This window comes from Leuconostoc holzapfelii, assembly GCF_012396485.1.
Lineage (GTDB): Bacteria > Bacillota > Bacilli > Lactobacillales > Lactobacillaceae > Leuconostoc > Leuconostoc holzapfelii.
In genome coordinates this window covers 234662-259908 of record NZ_JAAXPO010000001.1, presented here as the reverse complement: position 1 = coordinate 259908, position 25247 = coordinate 234662, and the positions used below count along the sequence as shown (strand labels likewise).

The window sequence follows — 25247 nt, the reverse complement described above, 5'->3', positions numbered from 1 at the left end:
TTGGAAAAAACGTTTACAATTGACTGTAGGCGTTTTTTATTTTAAATCGTCCATTAAACGATGTACGTTGTTGCATCATGCAACGACACGTAGGAACAGATAATATGATTGATAAAAGACTTTTTAAATTGAAAGGCATCATTGGCACATTGCTGGGGTTAGTGATTCTCACTGGGATTCAGGCACTCGCGATTTTGGCCCAAGGAATCTTTTTAGCGCGGGCGATTGTCAGTCTATGGCAGGGTGACAAGAGCCAGACAACGGTGATCGCAATTGGTTGGTTTGCCGTGGCTTTTATCATTCGTCAAGCACTGATTGTGCTTAAAAACGAACTCATGGCACGTTACGCTAACCAAGCTGTTGAGACCTATCGGGTGCAATTGCTCGCAAAATATACGGCATTGGGTTCCACAGTGATCGTTGAACAGGGCACCGGGAATGCGGTGGCAACGTTGGGGGCTGGCCTTGATAATGTGAAGAACTACTTTCAGTTACTTTTAGTGAAAGTGTTTGATTTAGGCATTATTCCGTGGTTAATCTTACTTTATATTTTTTATTTGAAGTGGGAACAAGGCCTATTCTTGTTGTTGATTTTTCCAGTTGTCATCATATTTTTCATTATTTTAGGGTTGGCAGCTCAATCTAAGGCTGATGCTGAGTTTGCGAATTTCAAAAATTTGAATAATCGTTTTGTCGACGCTTTGCGTGGTTTACCCACGTTAAAGCAACTGGGTTTGGCCGATGATTATAGTCAACAGATTTATCGTATTTCTGAAGACTATCGTCAAACTACCATGCGGACACTGCGTATTGCAATGACCTCAACTTTCGCACTTGATTTTTTTACCACATTATCAATTGCGGTCGTGGCTGTCTTTTTAGGATTTGACCTTCTTGATGGGAAAATGACACTGTTGCCGGCACTGACCATTCTAATTTTGGCGCCAGAATATTTTTTACCATTACGTAATTTTTCTGACGACTATCACGCGACGTTAAACGGCAAAAACGCCTTAACGGATGTTTTAGGCATGTTAGAAACACCAGCTGTACCGCAGCAAGACGTCTTAGCATTGAAGACGTGGACACCGACAACGCGTTTAGCCATTTCAGGTTTGAATTTTGGTTACGCGGATGACTTGGTTTTAAAAAACATCACGATTCAAGCCAAAGGTTTCCAAAAAATTGGGATTGTTGGTGAGAGTGGTTCTGGTAAGTCAACGTTGCTTAATTTAATTGGTGGCTTTTTGCAACCGATAACTGGTGAAATTAGCCTTGCTGGTCAGTCTGTACCGCATTTGGCACAACACGATTGGCAGCGACAATTCTTTTATATGCCACAGCAACCCTACATTTTTCATGAAACACTTCGCGACAACATTAAGTTTTATGCGCCAAATGCCAGTGAAACAGCGGTTCAAGACGCTGTATCAAAGGCTGGTTTGACGGCGCTCGTTGCAGCCATGCCCGAAGGGCTTGACACGATGATTGGCGAAAGTGGTCGTCAAGTGTCTGGTGGGCAGGCACAGCGTATTGCACTAGCGCGTATGTTACTCGATGCGCAACGACACGTCTTGCTATTTGACGAACCCACGGCGCATTTAGATATTGAGACGGAATACGAGTTGAAACAAACGATGGCGCCGATTTTAGCCAATCATTTAGTTTTTTTTGCCACGCATCGGCTCCATTGGCTTGACCAAATGGATTATGTCTTGGTCATGCGTGATGGGCAACTGGTTGAACAGGGTGTGCCCAAAGCATTGCTAGCAGACCAACAGAGTGAATTGAATCAGCTACGGACAGAACTAGGAGGGAGCCAATGACAAAGTTGAAGACACGATTACGGCGAGATCACTGGCTGGTCCCCTATTTAAAAACGCAAAAAAATGGCTTGTTTTGGTCAATTTTACTCGCTTTTTTAACCACCTTTGCGGCGGGGGCGTTGATGTTTGTGTCGGGCTATTTGATTTCACGGGCGGCACAGCGGCCAGATAATATTTTATTGATTTACGTGCCGATTGTGTTAACGCGTGGTTTTGGTATCGCGCGACCAATCTTTCGATATGCACAACGGTTAGTCTCCCATAATTGGGTGTTGAAATTTGTTTCCAAGTCGCGGCAACGCCTCTATGAAAGTGTTGCCAGTACAGCTAGTAGCATTCGTGGGCAGTTACAGACTGGTGAAATTTTAAGCCTTCTTGCTGATGATTTGGATCAACTGCAAAACTTATATTTGCGGACAATTTTTCCACTTGGTGCTGGCTTAGTGTTATATTTATTTGTAAGTATTGGCTTTGGCATCGTGAATTGGGCGTTTATGCTTTGGTGGCTCATCATGTTGACCATTATTTTAATGGTTGTGCCAGTGGTAAGCTTTTGGGCGAATCGGCAGCGTGTCCGGCGACAAAAACAATTACAAGCACAAATGTACACGGATACGACGGATGCGGTGCTTGGGCTACAAGACTGGGTCTTATCGGGCCGACAATCTGATTTAATGACCCGACAAGGTCGGGTCATGGCCGACTTATCGCAAACCAAGCATCAAGGGATGGCTTTTGGTTGGTGGCGTGATTTTACCATTCAACTGTTAGTCTTGATTTTAGCCGTGACAACATTGTTTTGGGCGGGGCATCAGTTTGCCGGGCAAAAAATCGCTGTTAATTTCATTGCCGCCTTTACCTTAGCAATCTTTCCACTAGTGGACAGTTTTCTTGGTGTTAACCAAGGTGTGAGTGAAGCCTCATTTTACGAGGACAGTTTGCAACGTTTGAATGAGTTACCTGTGCCTAAAGTATCAGACGCACCAGTTCCTACTGTCACGGATGCCACGATGACGTTAACAGACGTGACGTTCCGATACAATCAGCAAGTCATCATTGACCACTTGAACCTCACGGTTGCGCCAGGGGAAAAGATTGCACTATTGGGGCGCTCAGGATCCGGGAAAACGACGCTCTTAAAACTTATGACAGGGGACTTGACACCAGCCACGGGACAGGTTATGCTTGGACAACATCCTGTCGCGCAGTTGCAACCGCAATTGGCCAGTCTCGTTGCTGTGTTAGATCAACAAGCCTATCTTTTTGATACAACGATTATGAACAATGTCCGGATGGGTAATCCGTCTGCTTCAGATGAACAAGTTAAAACTGCCATTCAAAAAGCTGGCTTACAGCCCCTTATTGATAGCCTGCCGGCGCAATATGACACAAAAATGCAAGAAGCCGGTAAGCGTTTCTCTGGCGGTGAACAACAACGTTTCGCATTGGCCCGGATTTTGTTACAGGATGCCCCAATTGTTATTTTAGATGAACCAACGGTTAGTTTGGATCCAAGAACTGAAGCCTTGGTTTTGGATCAAATTTTTAATGTGTTAAGTGATCGGACCATTATTTGGGTAACGCATCATTTGACCGGCATTAATCATGTCGATCGGGCCTATTTCTTAGCAGAGGGTCGCTTTACATTGGCGGATACACCTCAGAACTTACGTGCCAATTCAGCACATTTTAGACAATTATTAGCACTGGATAACTTTCATTAAATGGCAAAGAAAAGACGAAAGCGACGCGGTAAAAAGCGTTTACTTAAATTGGATTTATGGCTGTGGATTAGTAGTATTTTGATTCTAGCAATTGCTGCTAGTTTCTGGTCACAAACCACAATATTTAAGCCAGCACCACCCACGCAACAAGACCAGATCAAGGCCCAACGGGTTGCATGGATTAATGAACTGGCCCCCTATGCCCGTCAGATGCAAGAACAATATGGTGTGATTGCTTCCATTAGCATTGCCCAAGCCATATTAGAGTCCGACTGGCATACGTCGGTCTTATCAACGCAATACAATAATTTGTATGGCATCAAAGCTGATGTCGGTCAAAAAAGTGTGGTGTTGCCAACGCAAGAATTTGAAAACGGTGAATGGCTGACAATCCAAGGACGCTTTGCCGCCTACGATTCATGGCAGCAAAGTATGAGGGCGCATGCGGAGTTGCTCTATCATGGGACAAGCTGGAACGCCGCACAATATCAGCATGTCTTGGCAGCCAAAGACTATCAAACGGCAGCAACAGCTTTGACCAAAGATGGTTATGCGACTGATCCGACATATGCTGAGAAGTTAGTCAATATTATTCAAACTTGGCACCTTTCACGATTTGATGTGCCACAAAAATAAACGAGCGAAAGCTCGTTTTTTTATTTTGCGAACTGCTGTTCGTGTGGAAATCTGTTATAATAATAAGAGTTAATTTACACTTTAGGAGCGCACATGTCAGTCGAAGAACTCATCCATGGAATGAACGATAAACAGGCCGAGGCCGTCCAAACAACGCAAGGCCCATTGCTGATTATGGCAGGTGCTGGTTCGGGGAAAACCCGTGTCTTGACCCACCGGATTGCACATCTGGTGCAAGATTTGGACGTGAAGCCATGGCGCATTTTGGCCATTACTTTTACCAATAAAGCCGCTAAAGAAATGCGCGAACGTATTGGTGCCTTGTTAACTGAAGATGTCGCGCGCGATATCTGGGTCTCAACTTTTCACGCTTTGGCGGTGCGTATTTTACGGCGGGATGGTGAAAATATTGGCTTGTCGCGTAATTTCACCATTATTGATACGAGTGCGCAACGCACATTAATGAAGCGTGTCATTGCCGATTTAAATTTAGATACTAATCAATATGATCCACGCACCATATTAGGTATGATTTCCAATGCCAAAAATGACATGTTGCGACCAAGAGACTATGCGCAACAAGCCGATAATGCGTTTAAAGAAACAGTGGCTGAAGTTTATACAGCTTATCAATCCGAACTTAAACGCGCGCAAAGTGTTGATTTTGATGATTTGATCATGTTAACGATTGATCTGTTCCAATCAACGCCAGATGTTTTGGCACGATATCAAAATCAATTTGATTACTTGCATGTCGACGAATATCAGGATACCAATGATGCGCAGTATACCATTGTCAATATGCTGGCACAGCGGTCACAAAACTTAGCGGTAGTTGGTGATGCCGATCAGTCGATTTATGGTTGGCGTGGGGCGAATATGAACAACATCCTGAATTTTGAAAAGGATTATCCCAACGCGCAAACCATTTTGTTAGAGCAAAATTACCGTTCCACGCAAAATATTTTGGATGCAGCCAATGCAGTGATCAATAATAACAATGAACGCTTGCCAAAAAACCTGTGGACCCAAAATGGGCAAGGCGACAAAATTACGTATTATCGGGCGCAATCTGAACATGATGAAGCCAATTTTATTTTGGCGAACATTCAAAAGATGCGGGCTGAAAAGCAGATGGCCTATAGCGATTTTGCCGTCTTATACCGAACGAATGCACAATCACGAAACGTCGAAGAGGCTTTGGTGAAAGCGAATATGCCCTATACGATGGTTGGCGGTCATAAGTTTTATGAGCGTAAAGAAATCCTGGATATTATGGCTTATATGCAGCTGATGACCAATCCCAACGATAATGCAGCCTTTGAACGGGTTGTCAATGAACCGAAGCGTGGCCTAGGGGCGACATCTCTTACACGGTTGCGGGAATTGGCCAATCGTTTGAACGTGTCTTATATGACGGCGATTGAAAGTATTGAATTGGCACCCGCCATTTCGACCAAGGCCACTTCAAAGTTCCTCGAATTTGCCGAAATGATGCATGATTTACGCCAGCAAACAGAGTTCTTGAATGTGACAGAACTCGCTGAAATTGCCATGACGCGTTCAGGCTATCGCCAAATGTTAGCCGAAAAAAATGATCCGGATAGTCAAGCTCGTTTGGAAAACTTGGAAGAATTTTTGTCAGTGACCAAAGAATTTGATGCCAAGTATCAACCAGACGATCCAGAAGCAGTGGATCCGATGACGGACTTTTTGGGCACGACAGCTTTGATGAGTGATTTAGATGACTTTGAAGAAGGCGATGGCGCTGTGACACTGATGACACTTCATGCAGCCAAAGGCTTGGAATTCCCAGTGGTCTTTTTGGTGGGGATGGAAGAAGGGATCTTCCCATTGTCACGTGCTTTAATGGCCGAGGATCAATTAGAAGAAGAACGGCGCTTGGCCTATGTTGGCATTACCCGAGCGATGAAAAAGCTGTTCTTAACCAACGCCTTTTCTCGCTTATTGTACGGTCGGACGCAAGCCAATGAGGCGTCACGCTTTATTAGCGAAATTTCTCCAGCCTTACTTGAGACAGAGTATGGCAACAATACACAGGTGGCATCGCGTCGCGAGTTCCCATTTGACCGAAAAAACCAGTTGGCACAAGCCACCACATATCGTGCCACGGCAGTGACCAAAACCACCAGTGGCACAACTGGTGGTGATCAAACAGCGTGGGCGGCTGGGGACAAGGTTTCCCATAAAAAGTGGGGGATTGGGACAGTGGTGGCTGTGAGTGGCGAGCGCTCGGACCAAGAACTGAAGGTGGCCTTCCCATCTGAAGGCGTGAAGCAATTATTGGCAGCTTTTGCACCGATTACCAAAGTCGACTAAGGCAGCCTGAAGACAAGATTAGGAATAAGTATGTTACCAGAGTTTACTCCCATTGAACAATTGACCAGCCAAGCGGCCCAACAAGAGACTGCCACGTTACAGGCAGACCTGATTAAATACGGTGTGGCGTATTATGAACAAGATGCGCCGTTGGTTGAAGACTATGTTTATGATGCCTTGTATGCCAGATTGGTGGCGTTAGAGGCAGCTTTTCCGCAATTTGTCACGCAAGATTCACCCACGCAAAATGTCGGTGGAGCGTTGACCAAGTCGGAACTAGCCAAGGTGACGCATCCTGCCCCGATGTTGTCTTTAGGTGACGTTTTTAGTTTAGATGAATTAGTGGCCTGGGACGCGCGTACGACTAAAGGGTTAGGTTTTCAATCGCCCTATAACTTAGAATTGAAAATTGACGGGCTGGCGGTTGCGTTGACTTATGTTGACGGCCGTCTTGTGCAAGCGTCGACCCGTGGGAATGGGACGATTGGGGAAGACGTGACGCGAAATGTGAAAACAATTCGAGCAATTCCCCAACAATTAACAGAGCCTTTGACGATTGAGGTTCGTGGCGAAATTTATATGCCAAAGCAAAGCTTTGCCACTTTAAATGCCCAACGTGAGGCGGATGGTTTAGAGCCATTTGCCAATCCACGTAACGCGGCTGCTGGCTCTTTGCGTCAACTCAATGCGCAGGTGACGAAACAACGCGAGTTATCGGCTTTTGTATACTACACTGCGGAGCCAGATGTATTAGGTGTCACGACACAAAGTGATGCCTTAAGACGTTTTGCTGAACTCGGTTTACCGACCGATACGCATAATCAAGTGATTGACCAAATGGCCGACATCACGGATTTCATTACAACTTACACGGCGCAACGCGATGCGTTAGCCTATGGCATTGATGGGGTCGTTGTGAAAGTTAATGCTTTGGATGATCAAGTCGAATTGGGCAATACGGTTAAAATTCCACGTTGGGCCATTGCTTATAAGTTCCCCCCTGAAGAAGCATTAACGGTGGTTCGCGATATTGAGTGGACGGTTGGCCGTACTGGGGCCGTGACACCCACTGCCGTCATGGATCCAGTCCAATTAGCGGGTACCACTGTCCAACGTGCGAGTCTGCATAACCCAGATTATTTGAATATGAAGGGCATTCGCATTGGCGATACGGTGACATTACACAAGGCCGGCGACATCATACCGGAAGTGGGACAAGTTATTTTGGCCAAACGGCCAGCGACGAGTATGGCCTATGAAATACCCGTCGTTTGCCCTGCTTGTGGCTCAGAACTAGTGCATATTGCTGGTGAAGTCGCATTGCGTTGCATTAATCCATTTTGTGCTGCACAGATTCAAGAAGGGCTGACACATTTTGCCTCGCGTAACGCCATGAATATTGATGGCATGGGGCCAAAGGTCATTGACCAGTTGTTGCAGGCTAATTATATTCACGATGTTGCGTCCATTTACCGACTAGAAACCGACCAATTGCTGACGTTACCTAAATTTAAAGAAAAATCAGCCGCTAATTTACATGCTGCTATCGCCCAATCCAAAAATAATTCACTTGAGCGCCTATTATTTGGCTTAGGCATTCGTCTCGTTGGCGCGAAGGCTGCGCGCTTGATTGCGGAAAAATTTAAGACGTTAACAGCCATATCACAGGCAACTGCTACGGATATTGCGCGAATTGACGGGATTGGGGAAACCATTGCCGCATCGATCGTGCAATACTTTTCACACGCCGAATCACAACAACTGTTGGTTGAATTAACTGCTGCAGGGGTAAACCAAACGTATTTGTCGACAGTTGAAATCGACGAAAATTCATTTTTTTATGGCAAAAAGATTGTCTTAACTGGTAAACTAGAGAAGAGCAGTCGACCGGCAGCGACTCAGTGGTTACAAGATCACGGCGCGCAAGTGGCTGGTTCTGTGTCAGCCAAGACCGATTTAGTCATTGCGGGCGCCGAGGCTGGCAGTAAGCTAGATAAGGCAAATGCATTAGGGGTGCTTGTTTGGACTGAGCAAGAATTTTTAGAAGCACAAGCAAAAGAAGGTATTGAAGCATGAAGCGAATTGGATTTCGAGGGTATATGATCATTGCGATCGCCATATTAATTATTGCTGTTGGGGGACTTTATATTTTTAATATGAACCGTGTTGCGCCTACGGCAACAAAAAAGACGAGTGGTGTGCAAATTACGCAAAATTCACCTGGGCAATACCAGACAGTGATTAAAGATGGGCGTTATTTGGTGAGTGCAGCGCGTGGCATCACAGCCAGTTCAGAACCTAATAATTTAGATGTAAAACATTTTGAGTCGAGCTTGTTGGATTTAGCCAAGACAAAATTTAAGCCAAACCAATATATTTTCCAAGAAGGCCAATATTTATCATCTGATACGGTGACGAATCTTTTGGATCGTAACAGTAAAAGCAATCCAGATGGCTTGAATCCTGAGGATAACGGCAAAACAGACAATTCTCGTAATCCAATCTATGTGCAAACTTTGACCGAACAAGACTTCATGTCAAAAGATGGCAATAACCTGAAATTAGCTGGGATGGTGATTGGTGTCGCCATGAACACGCAAGATGAATATCAAAAAGAGCAATATGGCGCAACCTACACGCAAAATATTTCAGATGCTGATCGGATTGCTTATGGTAAAAAGATTGCCCCGAAAATTATTGAACAAGTACGTGCACAGTCTGGTGTCGCCAAAGACACACCGATTGTGATTGCAATGTATGCCAACGCACCAGCAGATTCACTTGCACCGGGTAATTTTTACGCTGAAGCAACCAGTGATCAAGGGACGACATTAAAGAATTGGCAATCTTTTGATAATCAGTCGATTGTTCTGCCTAAAGAAGCCACGGATACTTCAAAATTAGGGACTGATGAAAATAATGGCTTTGCCAACTTTAAAAACGATGTGGCGAACTTCTTCCCAAATATTGCCGGTGCAACGGCTGTGGCTAATTTTAAGGGCGGTGTCTTGTCTAGCATGAATGTGACGGTGACCACGCAATTCTATAGTCAAACTGAAATTGAAAGTTTCACAACGTATGTTTCTCAGTCTGCTTTGAAGTTCTTGCCTAGCAACGTGCCTGTTCGTATTGAGGTGCAAACAGCTAATGAGTTGCAAGCTATTTTGATTCGACAGGCGAATGACAAAACCTTCACAATAACACTTCTAGATTAAGCATAGCACGCTATGCTTTTTTGTATATATACAAAAAATGGTATAATTAAACTATGTCAGAATCGGAAAAATATTTAACAATTCGTGCATTATCAGCGTATCTCAAAAGAAAATTTGATGCAGATCCCTACTTAGAAAAAGTCTACGTGACGGGTGAAATTTCTAATGTTGGTCGACGGCGCGGGCGACACCTGTACTTCTCGATTAAGGATCCCGAAGGGCAAGCTGTCATCTCGGCGGCCATGTTTTCTTATGCCAACCGATTGAAGTTTATCCCAGAAGAAGGGATGAAAATTAATGCGGTGGGTCGTGTACAAATCTATGAACCAAGCGGCACCTATTCGATTATTTTGGAACAGATGACACCTGATGGGGTTGGGGAATTATTTTTAGCCTATGAACAACTCAAAAAAAAGTTATCTGCTGAAGGCTTATTCCAACAACCCAAGCGGCCGCTACCACTTTTTCCAAAGCAAATTGCGGTGGTGACATCGCCAACAGGGGCGGTTATTGAAGACATTGCGCGAACGGTCCAACGCCGCTTTCCAACAGCGCAAGTGGTCTTATTTCCAGCGCTTGTGCAAGGCGATAAAGCAGCAGCTTCAGTGGCAAAACAAATTCAACGCATTGATGCCAGTGGCGAGTATGATACATTGATTGTTGGCCGCGGTGGTGGTGCGATTGAAGACTTGTGGGCTTTTAATGACGAACAGTTAGCCCGGACAATTGCTGCAGCACAGGTGCCAATCATTAGTTCAGTGGGGCATGAGACGGATAATACGCTAGCCGATCTGGTGGCCGATCATCGTGCAGCCACGCCGACTGCGGCAGCCGAGTTAGCGACACCCGTGACGTTGGCCCAACTTGTTGCCCGACTCAATGAGTTACAAGTGCGGTTAAATCAGCGGATTCAGGCCTTGATTGCCACGCGCGAGCAACGTTTATCGCGCATTGCGCAACGCGCAATTTTTCAACAGCCAGACCGCTTATACGTGGGTTATAACCAACGGGTGGATCATTTATCACAGCGCCTTACCCAGCAAATACAACAGCGCGTGATCACGGCAGACCAAACGTTGCATAATCTTGTGCTGCGCCAAAAACAAGTGCGACAAAATTTGTTACAAGGACCAAAGGAAAAAGTCCAACTCTTGACTGCTAAATTAGAGTTAATGAGTCCCTTAAAAATTTTGACGCGGGGTTATGTGGTGTTATCATCAGCCGATCAAGTAGTCAGACATATTGACGAGTTAGCGCCAGGTCAAGCCGTTACCTTACGGTTAACTGATGGGGAAGCGACAGCAAAAATTATAGAAACGAGTAAATTAAAATGAGTCAAAAGATGACATTTGAAGAGAAGTTAGAACAACTTGAAGCCATTGTCAGTCAGCTCGAACAGGGGGATCGCCCCTTAGAAGGGGCATTAGCCGATTTTCAAACGGGTGTTGGTTTAGTCAAAGATTTGCAAGACACATTGAAAAACGCAGAAGATACTTTGGCCAAAGTCATGTCTGATGAAGGCGAATTAAAGGATTTGGAATTAACAAATGACTAACTTTGCAGATTTTCAAGCAACATTTGGCCCCAAAATTGATGCTCAACTCGCGATGGATTTACGGCAAGCAAGCACTGATACGGCGTTTGCTGACATGATGGCTTATGCCGTATTAAATGGGGGAAAGCGTCTGCGCCCGTTGCTTTCTTTGGCTGTGATGGCGAGCTACCAGCAACCAATGACATCCCAAGCATTGCAACTCGCAACGGCAGTGGAATGGGTACATTCTTATTCCTTAGTTCATGATGACTTGCCCGCCATGGACAATGACATGTTTCGCCGCGGTCAACCCAGTGTGCACGCAAAGTATGGTGAAGCCAATGCTATTTTGGTTGGGGATGCCTTGTTGACTGGGGCGTTTTCAGTTGTGACAACCGCCAACTTCAAAACTTCTCAAGCAGCTGCCATTTCAAATGAGACCTTGTTGACGATTGTGCAAGATTTGGCGCACTTTTCAGGCGCGTCAGGTATGGTCATTGGGCAAGTACACGATATGCAAAATCATGGCCAAAGCACGCAACCGGAGACGGCATGGTTGCTAGAAGCAGTCTATACACCAAAAACTGCCGCACTATTGATGTTTGCGGCCAAGCTTGGTAGTCAGTTGGCCTTGGACAATGAAACGAACCAACCAAACAAAGCCCGCATGGTGCAAGAAATGACACAATTTGGTTTGGCTTTTGGTTTGGCTTTCCAAATTCAAGATGATTTAGATGACTTTGATCAAGATGATTTGGAAGACGTCAGTGCTTTGCCACATCTCATTGGCGTTGCGGCAGCCGGTGCCATGCGTGATCGTTACATCCAAGATGCGCGTCAGCGTCTGACAAGCATAACGGCATTATCACAGACGTTTGACCGGACATTGCTAGATGATTTTTTGAATTTAATTGGAGATTGAGAATGGGTGCAGTAGATAAAGAACGGGTGGATATTTTACTCGTGCAACAAGGTCTTTTTAGTTCACGTGAACAGGCCAAACGTGCCGTGATGGCTGGTGAAATTTTGGGAGAAAATGAGGAACGACTCGACAAAGCTGGTGAAAAAATTCCTGTGACCACGGCGTTACACTTTAAGGGTGACCGTTTGAAGTATGTCTCACGCGGTGGTTTAAAGTTGGAAAAGGCCTTAAATGATTTTGACATCACCGTGCAAGATCAAGTGGTGTTAGATATTGGTTCATCAACGGGTGGTTTTACTGACGTTGCGCTACAAAACGGCGCCAAATTGGTCTATGCTTTAGATGTCGGCACGAATCAATTAGCCTGGAAGTTACGCTCAGATGCGCGCGTGAAGGTTATGGAAAATACGAATTTCCGTTATTCACAATTGAAGGATTTTAAGTTTGGCCAACCTGAATTTGCCACAATTGATGTTTCCTTTATTTCGTTAGGGTTGATTTTGCCGCCTTTAGCGGATATCTTAGCCATCGGTGGGCATGTTGTAGCCTTAATTAAGCCACAATTTGAAGCCGGCCGTGAAAATGTTGGCAAAAACGGGATCATTAAAGACCCCAAAGTTCATCAACAAGTTTTGCAAAAAGTGACGCAAATGATGGTTAATGATGGGTTCTCCGTGACTGAATTAACGTATTCACCGATTAAAGGTGGCCAAGGCAACATTGAATTTTTGGCCGTCTTAACCCGTGATGCAACGCCGAAAATTGCTGATAAGATTGATATTGATGCATTACTGACGCAAACCTATGCGCAATTAAATCATACAGGAAGCAATGAGAATGAATAAGAAAACGCGACAAAAAACCCTCTTAGCTTTGATTCAAACCCAACAAGTCGGACGACAAGAAGATATTGTGGCACATTTTGAAACACTCGGAGAAACGGTCACACAAGCGACAATTTCACGTGACATTAACGAACTTGGGTTGATCAAAGTGCCAAATGCGCATGGGGGGTTCCATTATCATTTGCCTAAACAAGATGATCGCCCGCACTTGCAACGTTTACGCCGTGTTTTGCAACAAGCTTTTTTGAGTCAACGTGCGCAGCGCGGACAAGTATTTTTGAAAGTTCAACCAGGGAGTGGCCAAATGGTCGCCAATTTGTTTGAACAAGTCAATTTTCCGGAAGTTTTTGGGACGCTAAGTGACGACGGTTCAGTGCTCGTATTATTGAAAGAAGGTGTCACGGCCACGCAAATGACAAATATTATCCAAAAATTACTTGAAAAATAATCAGAAAGATAGGTGCTTTAGCACGGTGATAGCAATGCTAGAAAATTTGATCATTGAAAACTTTGCCATTATTGAAAAAGTTGATTTGCAGTTTGAAGCAGGCATGAGTGTGCTGACCGGAGAAACTGGCGCGGGAAAATCGATTATCATTGATGCGTTATTGATGCTGACGGGGGGACGTGCAAGTTCTGAAATGATTCGTCATGGGTGTCAAAAGGCAGTCTTACAAGCGGTTTTCCGCCTGCCACAAAACGATCAGTTGTTAGCGCAACTTGAAGCCATTGGCGTGCCGTGTGACGACGGCGAGCTGATCATTTATCGTGAGTTGAATGTGAACGGACGCAGTTTAATTCGGCTCAACGGCGTGGTTGTAAATCTGAAAACTTTGGCCGGCGTTGGCCAATATCTAGTCGATATTCAAGGACAAAATGATACGCAGCAACTGTTAAATGTGGATGAGCATCTAATTTTGTTAGATGGCTTTGGCGGTGAAGCATTACAGTCGACTAAGGCAGCTTACCAACAAGTCTTTCAAGAATTTCGGGCAATTACCCAGCGGGTTCGGAAAATTCAAACATCCCAACAAGATATGACACAACGCTTGGACTTGTTGCAATTTCAGCAGCAAGAACTGGCTGAAGCAGCCATACAGCCCCATGAGGAAGAAGATTTAGTTGATGCGCGGGGTAAATTACTTAATCATAAGAAAATCGCCGATCGTTTGCAAAATGCACAGATCGCTTTAAATGGGGAGCAGAGTGGCGCAGTCGATTTGTTAGCGCAGGCAATGCATGAATTACAAGAAATTGCAGAATTTGACCCCGCGTATGGTGAGCTCGCGACGACAATTGCGGATAGTTATTATACCGCACAAGAAGTTGGGCGAGATGTTGATGAACAAATTGGGGCGTTGACCTATGATGAAGCTGAGTTATTACGCATTGAAGAGCGCTTACAATTGATCCATACGTTGGAGCGCAAATATGGGCCAACAGTAGCAGATGTGTTACAATTTCAAGCAAAAGTTGACCAAGAACTTGCGGCATTAGATCATGATGAGTTGGATATTGAACAACTGCAGGTCAAACAAAATGAACTTCGGCAAGTCATTCGGAAGCAAGCAGTCAAATTACGCGAAGCAAGGCAACAGGTTGCGCGGCGTTTGGAACAGGATGTTAACCGACAATTGAGTGAGTTGTTAATGACTGGGGCTGAATTTGCCGTGCATTTTGAACCGATTAACGGCTTCATTTCCTCTGGTTCGGACAAAGTGGAGTTTTATGTCCAAACGAACGTAGGCGAAGGCTTGGCACCGCTTGCTAAAATTGCGTCTGGTGGCGAAGCTGCACGCCTGATGTTAGCTTTAAAAACAACATTTGCCAAGCAACAACATATCATTTCTATTGTGTTTGATGAAGCAGATACCGGTGTTTCTGGGCGGGTTGCGCAAGCCATTGCAAAAAAAATGCTCACGATTGCAACGGATTCGCAAGTCTTAGCCATTACGCACCTGCCACAAGTGGCCGCAGCCGCAACGCACCATTTTCTCATTGCCAAGACAACGGAAAATGCGCGCACTGTGACGCAAGTCACTGCGTTGGATGAGGCAGGACGTGAACGGGCGATTGCGATGATGTTATCTGGTGATGATATTACCACAACGGCGTTAGCAAATGCGCAAGACTTACGCCAACAAGCATTGAAAACACATGCCAAATAAAAAAACAACTGACAGTCAAGTCAGTTGTTTTTTATTGGCAACATTAAGGTGCGACAATTGCTAGGAAGAAGATAAACAAGATGGCTAGGCCATACATCAAAGCGTGAACTTGCTTTGCACGACCTGTGGCAATCATAGTAATGGGATACAAGATGAATCCTAGTGCAATACCGTCAGAGATTGAGTAAGTCAATGGCATACCAATCACGATTAAGAATGCTGGGGCAGCAATTGCGAAATCATCCCAATCAATTTGACGCAAACTGTTTGCCATCAATACACCAACCACGACCAAGGCAGGGGCAGTGACTTGTGATGTGACAACTGTGAGCAGTGGTGAGAAGAACAAAGCCAATAAGAAGAACAAGCCAGTAAAGACACTTGTCAAACCTGAACGGCCACCAACTGCGATACCTGAAGAAGATTCAACGTAAGCAGATGTTGGTGATGTCCCAATGACCGCACCAACTGTCATGCCGACCGCATCAGCCATCAAGGCGCGACCAGCACGTGGCATTTCATTGTTCTTCATGAAACCAGCTTGTGTGGCCAAGCCAATCATCGTCCCTGCTGTATCAAAGAAAGTCACTAACAAGAAAGTGATGACAACCGTCACTAATTGTATTGAGTTAATATCGCCCAAGTGTGCGATACTTGCCCCAAATGTTGGCGCTAATGAAGGGGCTGGTGAAACCAAAGTTGCTGGCAACTTGATGAGGCCAAACAAGATGCCCACAATTGATGTCAACACCATACCAATAAAGATCGCCGCTGGAATTTGTCGTGACAAGAGGATAAATGACACGATGATACCAAAAATGGCTAATAATGAAGTAGGTGATGTTAAGTGCCCAAGTGAGACCATCGTATCTTTGCTGGCCACAATCAAGCCGGCATCATGTAAACCGATGAAAGCAATGAACAAACCGATACCTGAAGCAATGGCTAATTTCAGGTTTTGTGGAATCAGGTTAATGATTTTTTCGCGCACTTTGAAAAATGTCAGCACCAAGAAAATCAAAGCGGCAACCAAAACACCAGCCATCGCCGTTTGCCATTTTACACCCATGCCAATTACCACGGAATAAGCGAAGAAAGCATTCACACCCAGGCCAGGCGCAATAGCAATCGGATAAAGCGCAACAATACCCATAAACAAGGTCGCAACAGCAGCTGATACGGCTGTTGCAGTAAATACGGCACCTTTATCCATGCCAGCAGCCCCAAGGACTGATGGGTTGACGAAGAGGATGTAGGCCATTGATGCGAAGGTCGTCAGACCCGCAATGAATTCAGTACGAATTGACGTGTTGAGTTCGTCAAGCTTAAAATACTTTGCAATCGTAGACATGATTGCCTCCCAAAAAATATTGTAACGTTAAACGTTCTCTTTAAGTTTAGCAGCATGACTTGCGAAATTAAACCAAAAACGTGTAAAAAAAAGCCGCAAATCCGATCGATTATAAAAACGAAAACATGTAAGCGGTTTATAACCGAATGAGTATTTATTAATGTTCGCTTTTTGTTCGAAAAGTACACCATGTGATTGCTCGATTTGGTTTGGCATGATTGTAAGAAAAAAGGCGTGTTGAGAGGCGTAACTTGTCGAATTTTTAATGCTATAATAGAAGCAACATTAATTTAAGGAAGTCGTGTGATGGCAGCGCAGTTGGTGTTGGTTCGCCACGGTGAATCAACTGCAAATCGAGATAATGAATTTACAGGTTGGACGGATGTCCCTTTGACGCCAAAAGGGCAGCAACAAGCGCATCTGGTTGGACAGAATTTGGCACAACACCATTTCATTTTTGATGACGTGCATACGTCGTATCTGCAACGGGCGATTATGACGGCCAACATTATTTTATCTGAGATGGATCAATCGTGGTTGCCGCTGCACAAAACATGGCGTTTAAATGAACGACATTATGGCGCATTGCGGGGGTTGAACAAGGATGCGGCTCGGAAAAAATATGGTGTAGAAGCTGTGGCGTTGTGGCGACGAAGCTATACGGCCGTGCCGCCTTTGTTGACTGAAACGACACCTGACCGGCGTTATCCCGCCGGTATTGAGCCACAAGGCGAAAGCCTGGCTATGGCGAGCGAGCGCCTGTTGCCTTATTGGCAGGCGGTCGTGGCCCCAGCCTTAAGAGCCGGACGTAATCAACTCATCGTGGCGCATGGCAGTACCTTACGCGCTTTGATTAAATATATTGAAAATATCAGTGATGAAGACATTGATGGCCTTGAGATTGCCAATGGCGATCCCATTTTTTATCAAGTGGATGCACAACTCAATTACAGTCAGCGGCAGGATATTCACGCCATCACAACCCAGCAATCACATCATGAAAAGGAGTCGCATCTTGGAGACAAACACTTGGACATGCATTAAAAAATATACGGAATTGCAGGGGACGTCTGGCCAAGAGCATCGCATTCGGCAAGCCTTTAGAAGTGACTTGACGCCACGTGTGGATCACGTGCAACAAGATGGCTTGGGCGGTATTTTTGGGGTCAAAGAACATCTTGATACGTCGGCACCACGTGTCATGTTTGCCGCGCATATGGATGAAGTTGGGTTTATTGTGACAGACATTTTACCTAGCGGTGCGTTAAAAGTAGCAGCAGTTGGCGGTTGGAATCCCGCAGTAATTTCATCACAACGCTTTAGCTTGTTTACCAAAGACCAAGTCTATCCGGTCGTATCCAGTTCAGTGGCACCTCACTTATTGCGTGGCACTGGGCAAACGCCGCAGTTGCCAACCGTAGCTGATATTTTGTTTGATGCCGGCTTTATGGATGCGTCAGAGGCGCATGCCTTTGGTGTCCGACCAGGGGATTTCATCGTACCCGAGGTAGCCACAGTCCTCACGGCGAATCAGAAACGGGTGATGTCAAAAGCGTGGGATAATCGTTTTGGTTTGGTGACAATCTTAGAGGCTTTAGACCAACTACAAGGTGAATCGACCCCTAACACACTGATCATGGGCGCCAATGTCCAAGAAGAAGTCGGTTTGCGTGGTGCGCACGGTGCGGTGAACTTGATGCAACCTGATATCTTTTTTGCGGTTGATTCAAGTGCTGCCGATGACACGGCTGGGGCAGTTGGGCATCAAGGCCGGTTAGACCAAGGCACACTATTACGTGTTTTTGATCCAACCGTTGTCATGCCATTGCGATTAAAGGAATTTTTGTTGTCAATTGCTGAAGATAACCATATCCCATATCAATACTTTGTACCCAAAGGTGGGACAGATGCGGCGGCGGCACAAACTGAATTAAATGGCATCCCAGCCGTTGCGTTGGGGGTGGCGTCGCGCTATATTCATACACATCAGACGCTTTGGTCAATTGCTGATTTTGAGGCCACCACTGCTTTTGTCGTTGCGATTGCCAAGGCGCTTGACCAAACCAATCTCAAAACTATTATGGGTGATTAAAGTTGCATGTTTAAAAAGTTACAGAAACTCGATTATTGGATTGCCGTACCATTTGCCACACTGAGTATGTTAGGTGTTGTGATGGTTTTTTCGGCCACGCAAGGGACAACCACCGCCTTAACGAATTTTATCAAACAAGCGCTCTTTGTTGTGATTGGGTTGTTTGGCGCATTTTCGCTATATCATTTTAATTTGAAAACTTTGCAGCAAATGAAGCTTTTGAGGCAAATTTTAGGGGTTGTGATTGGGGCGTTAGTCATTGCTAAATTTATGATGCCAGCAGTCAATGGCGCGCAAGGGTGGATTAACTTGGGCATTGTGACACTTCAGCCAGCCGAATTTTTAAAGCTTGCGCTTATCTTGTATTTTGCTGCTTTTTTTGCCCATGAACCATGGCAAGCACATGTCCCGCTCCGGTTTCAACCCATCGCGCGGGTGAAAGCCTGGCGTTGGCCAGCATTAGCTTTGTTCTTAGTTTTTATTATGCCAGATAATGGTAATGGCTTAATTTTACTTTTGATATTATTAGCCATTTTTCTAGCGTCTGGTGTCTCGCGCAAAACGATTGCGTTGATTGCCGCCATTGGTGGTTTAGGCTTTGGCTTTTTACAGACAATCATTCGGCTATTAAACCACTATTTTAATTTTAATAGTGGGAAACATTATGCTTTGGCACGCTTAACCAGTTTTGTGAACCCTTGGGACCCAAATGCAGCTGATGCGAGTCGGCAATTACTGTATGGCTACTATGCCATTGCTCATGGAGGTTTTTTCGGGGTTGGTTTAGGCAATTCTTTGATCAAACCTTACTTGCCAGAATCCAATACAGATTTTATCATGGCCGTCATGACAGAAGAACTTGGTGCAGTCACCACAGCCGCTGTGCTCATTTTGCTGCTCATCTTGGTTTGCCGCATGGTCATTTTAGGGATTCGTCAGCGTAACCAATACTATCGTCTCTTGTTATTTGGGATTGCGACGTTGCTTTTTATCCAGATGTTGGTTAATTTAGGTGGGGTTATTGGTGTATTGCCAATTACTGGGGTGGTCTTTCCCTTTATTTCGGGTGGTGGGTCATCCTACATTGTCTTTAGTGCCGCCATTGGGATCACGTTAAATATTGCGGCCACGCAAAAGCGTGAAGTCAGCATTCATCCGGCAGATACGTTAGCCAGAAAGGATTACAAATGACATTTGAAATACAAGCACGGCGTGCCTTATATGTTTATTTGAAGAATAAGCGTCATGTGCCACAATTAAAAAAATTTGGTAAGATTACTTATGTCTCACGGCGTATGAGTTTTGTGATGCTTTATGTCAATGATGAAGCGATTGAGCAGCAGATTGATAAAATTAAACAATACAAATTCGTGCGGGAAGTTTTAAGTTCACCAAGACCAGATATTGATCCTGATTTAGGGGACATGCACGATGACATATTCTTTGAAAATTATGATGAGGAGAATGGCGTGACGCACGATGTGTGATGATATGCGCCATGATTAGAATTGATGCGCGTAGTAGCAGGACGTTTTCGCGGGACACGGCTTGAAGCCGTGTCCGGAGATAAGACAAGACCAACCACAGACAAAGTGAAAGAGGCGATGTTTAGCATGCTGATGCCTTATTTGGGTGGTGGCGAGGTGTTAGACCTTTATGCTGGAACCGGCGGTTTAAGTATTGAAGCCGTTTCTCGGGGCATGACGCATGCCACTTTGGTTGACCGGCAGTTTCAAGCCATTAAAGTGATCCAAGCCAATATTGAAAAAACGCATGATACAACAGCGTTTACTGTATTAAAAATGCCATCGCAACAAGCATTGCAACAGTTAAAAGGGGCGCAAAAAACTTTTGATTTAGTTTTTTTGGACCCGCCATATGCCAAAGAAACCATTGCAGCGGATATGCAGTTCTTGGCCGAAAATGGTCTATTAGCACCAGGGGCTGTCATCTTAGCTGAAAGTAATGATGCGGCTAATTTACCAGCGGCGAGTGCGCCATTTGATATTGTGCAGCAAAAACAATACGGCATTACTGTTGTGACGATTTATCAATTTGATAACTAGGGAGTAATAGGGGGATGATGATGCGTATTGCACTATTTCCAGGAAGCTTTGACCCATTGACAAATGGGCATTTAGACATTATTCGGCGTGCCAGTCATCTTTTTGATGAGGTGATTGTGGGCGTTGGTCATAACACGAGTAAACAAGCTTTGTTTACGCCAGAAGAAAAAATTCATTTGATTTCCCAGGTCGTTGCAGACTTGCCAAACGTCAAAGTAGCGGTAATGCATGGCTTGACGGTTCAATTTATGGCAGAAGTGGGCGCAAAGTTTATCGTACGCGGCCTGCGCAATTCGAAGGATTTTGAATATGAACGGGATATTGCCGGGGTCAACAGTGCGTTGGCGGATGTGGAGACGATTTTGTTGTTAGCTCAGCCGGAAAATCAAAATATTTCAAGTTCGATGGTGAAAGAAATTGGCAGCATGGGCGCTGAAAATATGGCGAAATTTGTCCCGAAAGTGGTTGTTGATGCGTTGAAAGAGCGGTTAAATTAGATGCGAAAAAGAAGTCAAATCATTGCCGCTGTTGCGGCAATTTTCATGTTATTGGGCATTGGTGCCATGTTTTGGCCCTTAGATGGTTATATTGAGAGTCCAGGCGAAGCCGATGATTTAGCCAAATTTGTTAAAATTGACGGCCAAAATGATACATCAAAAGGCCGATATAATATTACCTCAGTCTATTTGTCCAAAGCCAATGTGTTTGGTTACTTGCAAACTAAAATCAACCCGCACCTGTCTTATTCATCAGCTCAAGACATTACAGGTGGTGAAAGTTCAGCGGTCTTTGCCCAGGTACAAGATTTTTACATGCAAAGTGCCATCGCCAATGCAGAACAAGTGGCTTTCAAAAAAGCGCAACGGCCGATCACAACAACCTATCGGGGCATTTATGTCTTAAGTGTCAGTGCGGGGTCACATTTTAAAAACAGCATCCATGTTGGCGATACCATCACGGCCGTCGATGGACATCACTATGAAAACTCAGATGGGTTTATCAAATATCTGGCCGATAAGAAAAAAGGGGTCACCGTCACCGTTGATTATATACGTAACGGTCAGCACGGTCAGACATCAGGTAAGACAATTAAACTACCTAGCAGCCAGTCATCAGAATACCCTCATGGCCGTTCTGGTCTTGGCATTGTTTTGACCGACAACGTGGCAGTAGACACGGTACCAAAGGTCGATGTGGATCCGGGGCAGATCGGCGGGCCATCAGGCGGCTTGATGTTCACATTACAGATTTATGATCAACTCACAGGTAATCATTTGTCAAAGGACCGGAATATTTCAGGTACTGGGACGATGAATGTGAATGGTTATGTTGGTGAAATTGGCGGCATCGACAAGAAGGTCATGGCGGCCAAGGCAGCTGGGTCAACGGTGTTCTTCGCGCCATATGTTGAACCGACAAAGACGTTGTTGAAATATGAAGAACAACACAAAACCAATTATCAACTGGCACGTGATACAGCTAAAAAGTATGCGCCCAATCTTAAGGTTATTCCCGTGCGGACTTTTGACGATGCGGTAAATTATCTGGCTACTGGGCAAATCATTCAAACAAAAGAACGTTAAAAAAGCATCGCCAAACGGCGATGCTTTTTATAATTTTGTGATATATAAACTATTAATCCAACCGCGATGGGCTAATTGATACCACACAATGCCGTTGTCGTGTTGTTGTTCATCAGCGATGGCCACAAAGTCGCCATCAGCGACACTACCAATTGGGAGGCCATATGGCTCTGAGAAAACTTCTGTGGCTTGGTTCGGTAAGAAATTGACCACCGCATTGGGTTGGTCATTAGCCACGGTACGGGCTTGAATGTAGTTAATATTTTCAGCAGTGGGGGCGGTGTCAGAAAGTGACATCACGGTTGGATCGTAGCGTAACCAAGCGTGATCACCAATTTGATACCAGAATTGGCCGCTAGCAGCTATAACGCGCAACGGGGTTGCCCAAAAGCTGCCACTGGCAATATTGGCACTGGGCTGCGCTTGGTCACTGGGTGCATCATAGGCTAAAATTTCTGCTTGGATGCCAATGTACATGGTGACTCGGTGAACTTCGCGCCAATGGCTCGGACGAAAATAGAGATGGACTGATTGTGGTAACGTCCCAAAAATACTGGTTAAGTCGCCAGACGCATCAACGTAAGTGTAATTGGCAATTTCTGGTAAAGTAATCTGATATGCACTACCAATTGCGCCATCGAGACGCAGTGGTGCTTGGATGGTTTCTTGGGTGGCAATATCTTCATAGTAAACCCAGACGGGTGATTCATTTGTCATCAGTTAACCTCCTTGTTAATCCAGTGATTAGTAAAACCAAGTGTCATAAATCGTAACTGGTTCGTGTCGTTTGTGCGCACTTGCGCGATACAAGGCTTCGATTTTTTCTGCTAGTGGTGTTGCAACTGTTTGACCTTCAAGATAATCATCAATCACGTCATAAGGCACACCAAGTGCAACTTCATCAGGTAATTGTGGTCGGTCATCTTCTAAATCAGCGGTTGGTACTTTTTCATAAAGTGCCGTAGGCGCAGCTAAGGCCTGAAGCATCGCACGCCCTTGGCGTTTGTTCAACCGCCAAAGTGGGTTGATGTCAGTGCCACCATCACCATATTTAGTAAAGAACCCAGCAAAAGCTTCTGCGGCATGGTCGGTGCCAATTACAACACCAGCGTGTTCACGCGCCACAGCATATTGGGCGATCATACGCATTTTTGGTTTGATTGAGCCACGACTCATATCATCAACACTCAGGCCACCAGCACGCAAAGCTTGTGTCATCGCATCGGTTGCAGTTTGGATGTTTGTGGTGATCACTTGGTCGGCTTGGATAAAGTCAAGTGCGGCTTGGGCATCTGATTCATCTTGCTGTTGACCATAGGGTTGCCGTACAGCAATCAGTTGATAGGCTTGTCCCGTCTCTGTCGTTAATTCTTGAGTTGCTAGGCGAGCAAGTTTACCAGCCAAAGTGGAGTCTTGGCCCCCAGAAACAGCGATCACATAACTGGTGTATTGTGGATTTTGCAAGAGATAGTTTTTCAGGAATTCAACCGAGCGGCGTACTTCAAGATGCGGGTCAATGCTTGGTTGGACGTGTAAATCCGCGATAATTTTGGCTTGTAAAGGTCGCATGTTAGTTCTCCAAATGTTGGTGTTGCATGGCTTGAATCACTTCAGCTTTAGCCGCCGCCAAAGCTGGTGATAAGGTGACTGGATAGGTGTCTGGTTGCTGTAAGCGTGTGACTGTTTCCGGCATGCTTGCTAAGCGTTGGGTGGCATACGCTTGAATGTCTGTCATAGTTGGCGTTTGATAAACGCGTTGCCCAGCAACAAAGATGTCTTGTAATAAGGGTGTACCGATGGGTGTTTCCGTGGCCAATGCTAAGACATCGCCAGAAGGTGTTCGCCAGATTTGTTTTTTACCAGGGGTAGAAATCTTATCGGCATCGTCGGAGAGTTTAATCGTCTTTTTTTCACCAATTTGCACCATTTTATAGACGGCACCCAAAGCAGGCTGATCAAAGGCGGTAATTAACTTGGTACCAACACCCCAGACATCGATTTTTGCCCCGCGTGCTTTAAGGTCAGTAATTGTATACTCATCTAAATCATTTGATGCATAGATTTTAGCTTGGGTGAAGCCGGCGTCATCGAGTGCCTGGCGGATCTTTTGTGACAAGACCACCATATCACCAGAATCAATGCGGACACCTTGGAAGTTAATCTGATCGCCAAATTCTTTCGCCACGCGAATGGCATTGGGTAGACCAGATTGTAACGTATCAAAAGTATCGACAAGAAAGACAACGTCGTGATGTGTCATGGCATATGCTTTAAATGCCGCGTAGTCGTCCTGATAAGCTTGGACGAGTGCATGGGCATGCGTTCCGGCGACCGGTAAGCCAAATAATTTACCCGCCCGCACGTTGGACGTGGCGTTGAAACCGCCAATAAAGGCCGCCCGTGTGCCCCAAAGGGCAGCGTCTAATTCTTGTGCACGACGCGTCCCAAATTCCATCAAAGGGTCATGCCCTGCAGCCGTGCGGACGCGTGCTGCCTTCGTGGCGATCAGCGTTTGGAAATTAATCATATTGAGTAACGCCGTTTCGAGGAGTTGCGCATCAACGAGTGGGCCTTCAACTTGGAGTAAAGGTTCTTGGGCAAACATCACTTCCCCTTCATGGGGTGCGCGAATCGTTGCTGTTAGGCGCCACTGCGCTAAATATTGTAAAAAAGCTTCTGGGTATAGCGCAAGACTACGCAGATAGTCAATATCGCTAGTTGAAAATTTAAGCTTGTCAAGAAAGGCACTGGCATGGGCCAAACCGGCAAAGAGGACATAGCCATTATTAAAAGGTTCATGTCTAAAGTAAGCTTCAAAAACAACGGGTTGTTGATCAATACCTGCCTGCCAGTAAGTATAAATCATGTTAATCTGATAAAGATCAGTGTGTAACGTCAGTGAATCGTCTGGATAAATCATGGTGATTTCCTTTAAAATTATTAAA

At 45.1% G+C, this 25247-nt stretch carries 23 protein-coding genes; 19 read left to right on the top strand and 4 right to left on the bottom strand.

Annotated elements, in window-relative coordinates; translation table 11 throughout:
* The first annotated feature begins 104 nt into the window (after window positions 1-104).
* From cydD to recN, 12 genes are all read left to right on the top strand, one after another.
* Entirely contained in the window at window positions 105-1826 is a 1722-nt protein-coding gene (cydD, locus tag HF966_RS01195; protein WP_168675839.1) for a thiol reductant ABC exporter subunit CydD, read from the top strand.
* Window positions 1823-3550 (top strand): thiol reductant ABC exporter subunit CydC, encoded by a 1728-nt coding sequence (gene cydC / locus HF966_RS01190; protein ID WP_168675838.1) that lies wholly within the window; start codon window positions 1823-1825, stop codon window positions 3548-3550. The genes cydD and cydC overlap by 4 nt, the downstream gene beginning before the upstream one ends.
* Window positions 3551-4186, top strand: coding sequence for a glycoside hydrolase family 73 protein (locus tag HF966_RS01185; RefSeq protein ID WP_168675837.1), 636 nt, complete (start codon window positions 3551-3553; stop codon window positions 4184-4186). It begins immediately after the preceding gene.
* Between the two features lie 93 nt (window positions 4187-4279).
* Complete coding sequence (gene pcrA / locus HF966_RS01180) at window positions 4280-6526, top strand: DNA helicase PcrA (protein WP_168675836.1); 2247 nt, start codon at window positions 4280-4282, stop codon at window positions 6524-6526.
* Window positions 6527-6556: 30 nt separating this feature from the next.
* Complete coding sequence (ligA, locus tag HF966_RS01175; RefSeq protein ID WP_168675835.1) at window positions 6557-8602, top strand: NAD-dependent DNA ligase LigA; 2046 nt, start codon at window positions 6557-6559, stop codon at window positions 8600-8602.
* On the top strand, window positions 8599-9741 hold the full coding sequence (locus HF966_RS01170) for a CamS family sex pheromone protein (protein ID WP_168675834.1): 1143 nt from the start codon (window positions 8599-8601) through the stop codon (window positions 9739-9741). The genes ligA and HF966_RS01170 overlap by 4 nt, the downstream gene beginning before the upstream one ends.
* A gap of 53 nt (window positions 9742-9794) precedes the next feature.
* On the top strand, window positions 9795-11075 hold the full coding sequence (gene xseA / locus HF966_RS01165; RefSeq protein WP_168675833.1) for an exodeoxyribonuclease VII large subunit: 1281 nt from the start codon (window positions 9795-9797) through the stop codon (window positions 11073-11075).
* A complete protein-coding gene (locus HF966_RS01160; protein WP_168675832.1) occupies window positions 11072-11296 on the top strand; it encodes an exodeoxyribonuclease VII small subunit in 225 nt (74 codons plus the stop codon). Before xseA ends, HF966_RS01160 begins: the two co-directional genes overlap by 4 nt.
* A complete protein-coding gene (locus HF966_RS01155; RefSeq protein WP_168675831.1) occupies window positions 11289-12197 on the top strand; it encodes a polyprenyl synthetase family protein in 909 nt (302 codons plus the stop codon). The genes HF966_RS01160 and HF966_RS01155 overlap by 8 nt, the downstream gene beginning before the upstream one ends.
* 2 nt (window positions 12198-12199) lie before the next feature.
* Window positions 12200-13042, top strand: a complete 843-nt coding sequence (locus HF966_RS01150; protein ID WP_168675830.1) for a TlyA family RNA methyltransferase — start codon at window positions 12200-12202, stop codon at window positions 13040-13042.
* Complete coding sequence (locus HF966_RS01145) at window positions 13035-13490, top strand: arginine repressor (RefSeq protein WP_168675829.1); 456 nt, start codon at window positions 13035-13037, stop codon at window positions 13488-13490. The genes HF966_RS01150 and HF966_RS01145 overlap by 8 nt, the downstream gene beginning before the upstream one ends.
* Window positions 13491-13524: 34 nt before the next feature.
* Window positions 13525-15210: a DNA repair protein RecN gene (gene recN, locus HF966_RS01140; protein WP_168675828.1), complete on the top strand. Its 1686-nt coding sequence runs from the start codon at window positions 13525-13527 to the stop codon at window positions 15208-15210.
* Window positions 15211-15253: 43 nt separating this feature from the next.
* Here the strand turns inward: recN and HF966_RS01135 are convergent, their stop codons facing one another.
* Window positions 15254-16561 carry an NCS2 family permease gene (locus tag HF966_RS01135; RefSeq protein ID WP_168675827.1) on the bottom strand — a complete coding sequence of 436 codons (1308 nt, stop codon included), beginning with the start codon at window positions 16559-16561 and terminating at the stop codon, window positions 15254-15256.
* Between the two features lie 306 nt (window positions 16562-16867).
* Here HF966_RS01135 and HF966_RS01130 point away from each other — a divergent pair, with 306 nt between their 5' ends.
* The 7 genes from HF966_RS01130 to HF966_RS01100 are packed head-to-tail and all read left to right on the top strand — an operon-like array spanning window position 16868 to window position 22302.
* Window positions 16868-17605, top strand: coding sequence for a 2,3-bisphosphoglycerate-dependent phosphoglycerate mutase (locus tag HF966_RS01130; protein WP_168675826.1), 738 nt, complete (start codon window positions 16868-16870; stop codon window positions 17603-17605).
* Complete coding sequence (pepA, locus tag HF966_RS01125) at window positions 17577-18653, top strand: glutamyl aminopeptidase (RefSeq protein WP_168675825.1); 1077 nt, start codon at window positions 17577-17579, stop codon at window positions 18651-18653. The genes HF966_RS01130 and pepA overlap by 29 nt, the downstream gene beginning before the upstream one ends.
* 6 nt (window positions 18654-18659) lie before the next feature.
* Window positions 18660-19844 carry an FtsW/RodA/SpoVE family cell cycle protein gene (locus HF966_RS01120; protein WP_168675824.1) on the top strand — a complete coding sequence of 395 codons (1185 nt, stop codon included), beginning with the start codon at window positions 18660-18662 and terminating at the stop codon, window positions 19842-19844.
* Window positions 19841-20140, top strand: a complete 300-nt coding sequence (locus HF966_RS01115) for a YlbG family protein (RefSeq protein ID WP_168675823.1) — start codon at window positions 19841-19843, stop codon at window positions 20138-20140. The genes HF966_RS01120 and HF966_RS01115 overlap by 4 nt, the downstream gene beginning before the upstream one ends.
* Window positions 20141-20164: 24 nt before the next feature.
* Window positions 20165-20719 carry a 16S rRNA (guanine(966)-N(2))-methyltransferase RsmD gene (rsmD, locus tag HF966_RS01110; RefSeq protein WP_168675822.1) on the top strand — a complete coding sequence of 185 codons (555 nt, stop codon included), beginning with the start codon at window positions 20165-20167 and terminating at the stop codon, window positions 20717-20719.
* A gap of 20 nt (window positions 20720-20739) precedes the next feature.
* A complete protein-coding gene (gene coaD / locus HF966_RS01105) occupies window positions 20740-21216 on the top strand; it encodes a pantetheine-phosphate adenylyltransferase (protein WP_168675891.1) in 477 nt (158 codons plus the stop codon).
* Window positions 21217-22302: a SepM family pheromone-processing serine protease gene (locus tag HF966_RS01100; protein WP_168675821.1), complete on the top strand. Its 1086-nt coding sequence runs from the start codon at window positions 21217-21219 to the stop codon at window positions 22300-22302.
* A gap of 27 nt (window positions 22303-22329) precedes the next feature.
* On the opposite strand, the gene HF966_RS01095 is transcribed toward HF966_RS01100, so the two are convergent.
* Genes HF966_RS01095 through pncB form a run of 3 tightly spaced genes read right to left on the bottom strand, consistent with a single transcriptional unit; the run spans window position 22330 to window position 25222 of the window.
* Window positions 22330-23019 carry a MucBP domain-containing protein gene (locus HF966_RS01095; RefSeq protein ID WP_168675820.1) on the bottom strand — a complete coding sequence of 230 codons (690 nt, stop codon included), beginning with the start codon at window positions 23017-23019 and terminating at the stop codon, window positions 22330-22332.
* Between the two features lie 27 nt (window positions 23020-23046).
* Entirely contained in the window at window positions 23047-23871 is an 825-nt protein-coding gene (gene nadE / locus HF966_RS01090; RefSeq protein WP_168675819.1) for an ammonia-dependent NAD(+) synthetase, read from the bottom strand.
* A gap of 1 nt (window position 23872) precedes the next feature.
* On the bottom strand, window positions 23873-25222 hold the full coding sequence (gene pncB / locus HF966_RS01085; RefSeq protein WP_168675818.1) for a nicotinate phosphoribosyltransferase: 1350 nt from the start codon (window positions 25220-25222) through the stop codon (window positions 23873-23875).
* Window positions 25223-25247: the final 25 nt, after the last annotated feature.

Excerpts from the sequence above, each read along its gene's own strand:
- HF966_RS01145 (WP_168675829.1), top strand. The coding sequence starts at position 13,035 with ATGAATAAGAAAACGCGACAAAAAACCCTCTTAGCTTTGATTCAAACC.
- HF966_RS01130 (WP_168675826.1), top strand. The coding sequence starts at position 16,868 with ATGGCAGCGCAGTTGGTGTTGGTTCGCCACGGTGAATCAACTGCAAAT.
- nadE (WP_168675819.1), bottom strand. The coding sequence starts at position 23,871 with ATGCGACCTTTACAAGCCAAAATTATCGCGGATTTACACGTCCAACCA.
- HF966_RS01115 (WP_168675823.1), top strand. The coding sequence starts at position 19,841 with ATGACATTTGAAATACAAGCACGGCGTGCCTTATATGTTTATTTGAAG.
- HF966_RS01120 (WP_168675824.1), top strand. The coding sequence starts at position 18,660 with ATGTTTAAAAAGTTACAGAAACTCGATTATTGGATTGCCGTACCATTT.
- ligA (WP_168675835.1), top strand. The coding sequence starts at position 6,557 with ATGTTACCAGAGTTTACTCCCATTGAACAATTGACCAGCCAAGCGGCC.
- HF966_RS01185 (WP_168675837.1), top strand. The coding sequence starts at position 3,551 with ATGGCAAAGAAAAGACGAAAGCGACGCGGTAAAAAGCGTTTACTTAAA.
- HF966_RS01155 (WP_168675831.1), top strand. The coding sequence starts at position 11,289 with ATGACTAACTTTGCAGATTTTCAAGCAACATTTGGCCCCAAAATTGAT.
- HF966_RS01100 (WP_168675821.1), top strand. The coding sequence starts at position 21,217 with ATGCGAAAAAGAAGTCAAATCATTGCCGCTGTTGCGGCAATTTTCATG.
- HF966_RS01160 (WP_168675832.1), top strand. The coding sequence starts at position 11,072 with ATGAGTCAAAAGATGACATTTGAAGAGAAGTTAGAACAACTTGAAGCC.
- rsmD (WP_168675822.1), top strand. The coding sequence starts at position 20,165 with ATGCGCGTAGTAGCAGGACGTTTTCGCGGGACACGGCTTGAAGCCGTG.
- cydC (WP_168675838.1), top strand. The coding sequence starts at position 1,823 with ATGACAAAGTTGAAGACACGATTACGGCGAGATCACTGGCTGGTCCCC.
- recN (WP_168675828.1), top strand. The coding sequence starts at position 13,525 with ATGCTAGAAAATTTGATCATTGAAAACTTTGCCATTATTGAAAAAGTT.
- pncB (WP_168675818.1), bottom strand. The coding sequence starts at position 25,222 with ATGATTTATCCAGACGATTCACTGACGTTACACACTGATCTTTATCAG.
- HF966_RS01135 (WP_168675827.1), bottom strand. The coding sequence starts at position 16,561 with ATGTCTACGATTGCAAAGTATTTTAAGCTTGACGAACTCAACACGTCA.
- HF966_RS01095 (WP_168675820.1), bottom strand. The coding sequence starts at position 23,019 with ATGACAAATGAATCACCCGTCTGGGTTTACTATGAAGATATTGCCACC.
- xseA (WP_168675833.1), top strand. The coding sequence starts at position 9,795 with ATGTCAGAATCGGAAAAATATTTAACAATTCGTGCATTATCAGCGTAT.
- HF966_RS01150 (WP_168675830.1), top strand. The coding sequence starts at position 12,200 with ATGGGTGCAGTAGATAAAGAACGGGTGGATATTTTACTCGTGCAACAA.
- coaD (WP_168675891.1), top strand. The coding sequence starts at position 20,740 with ATGCGTATTGCACTATTTCCAGGAAGCTTTGACCCATTGACAAATGGG.
- cydD (WP_168675839.1), top strand. The coding sequence starts at position 105 with ATGATTGATAAAAGACTTTTTAAATTGAAAGGCATCATTGGCACATTG.
- pcrA (WP_168675836.1), top strand. The coding sequence starts at position 4,280 with ATGTCAGTCGAAGAACTCATCCATGGAATGAACGATAAACAGGCCGAG.
- HF966_RS01170 (WP_168675834.1), top strand. The coding sequence starts at position 8,599 with ATGAAGCGAATTGGATTTCGAGGGTATATGATCATTGCGATCGCCATA.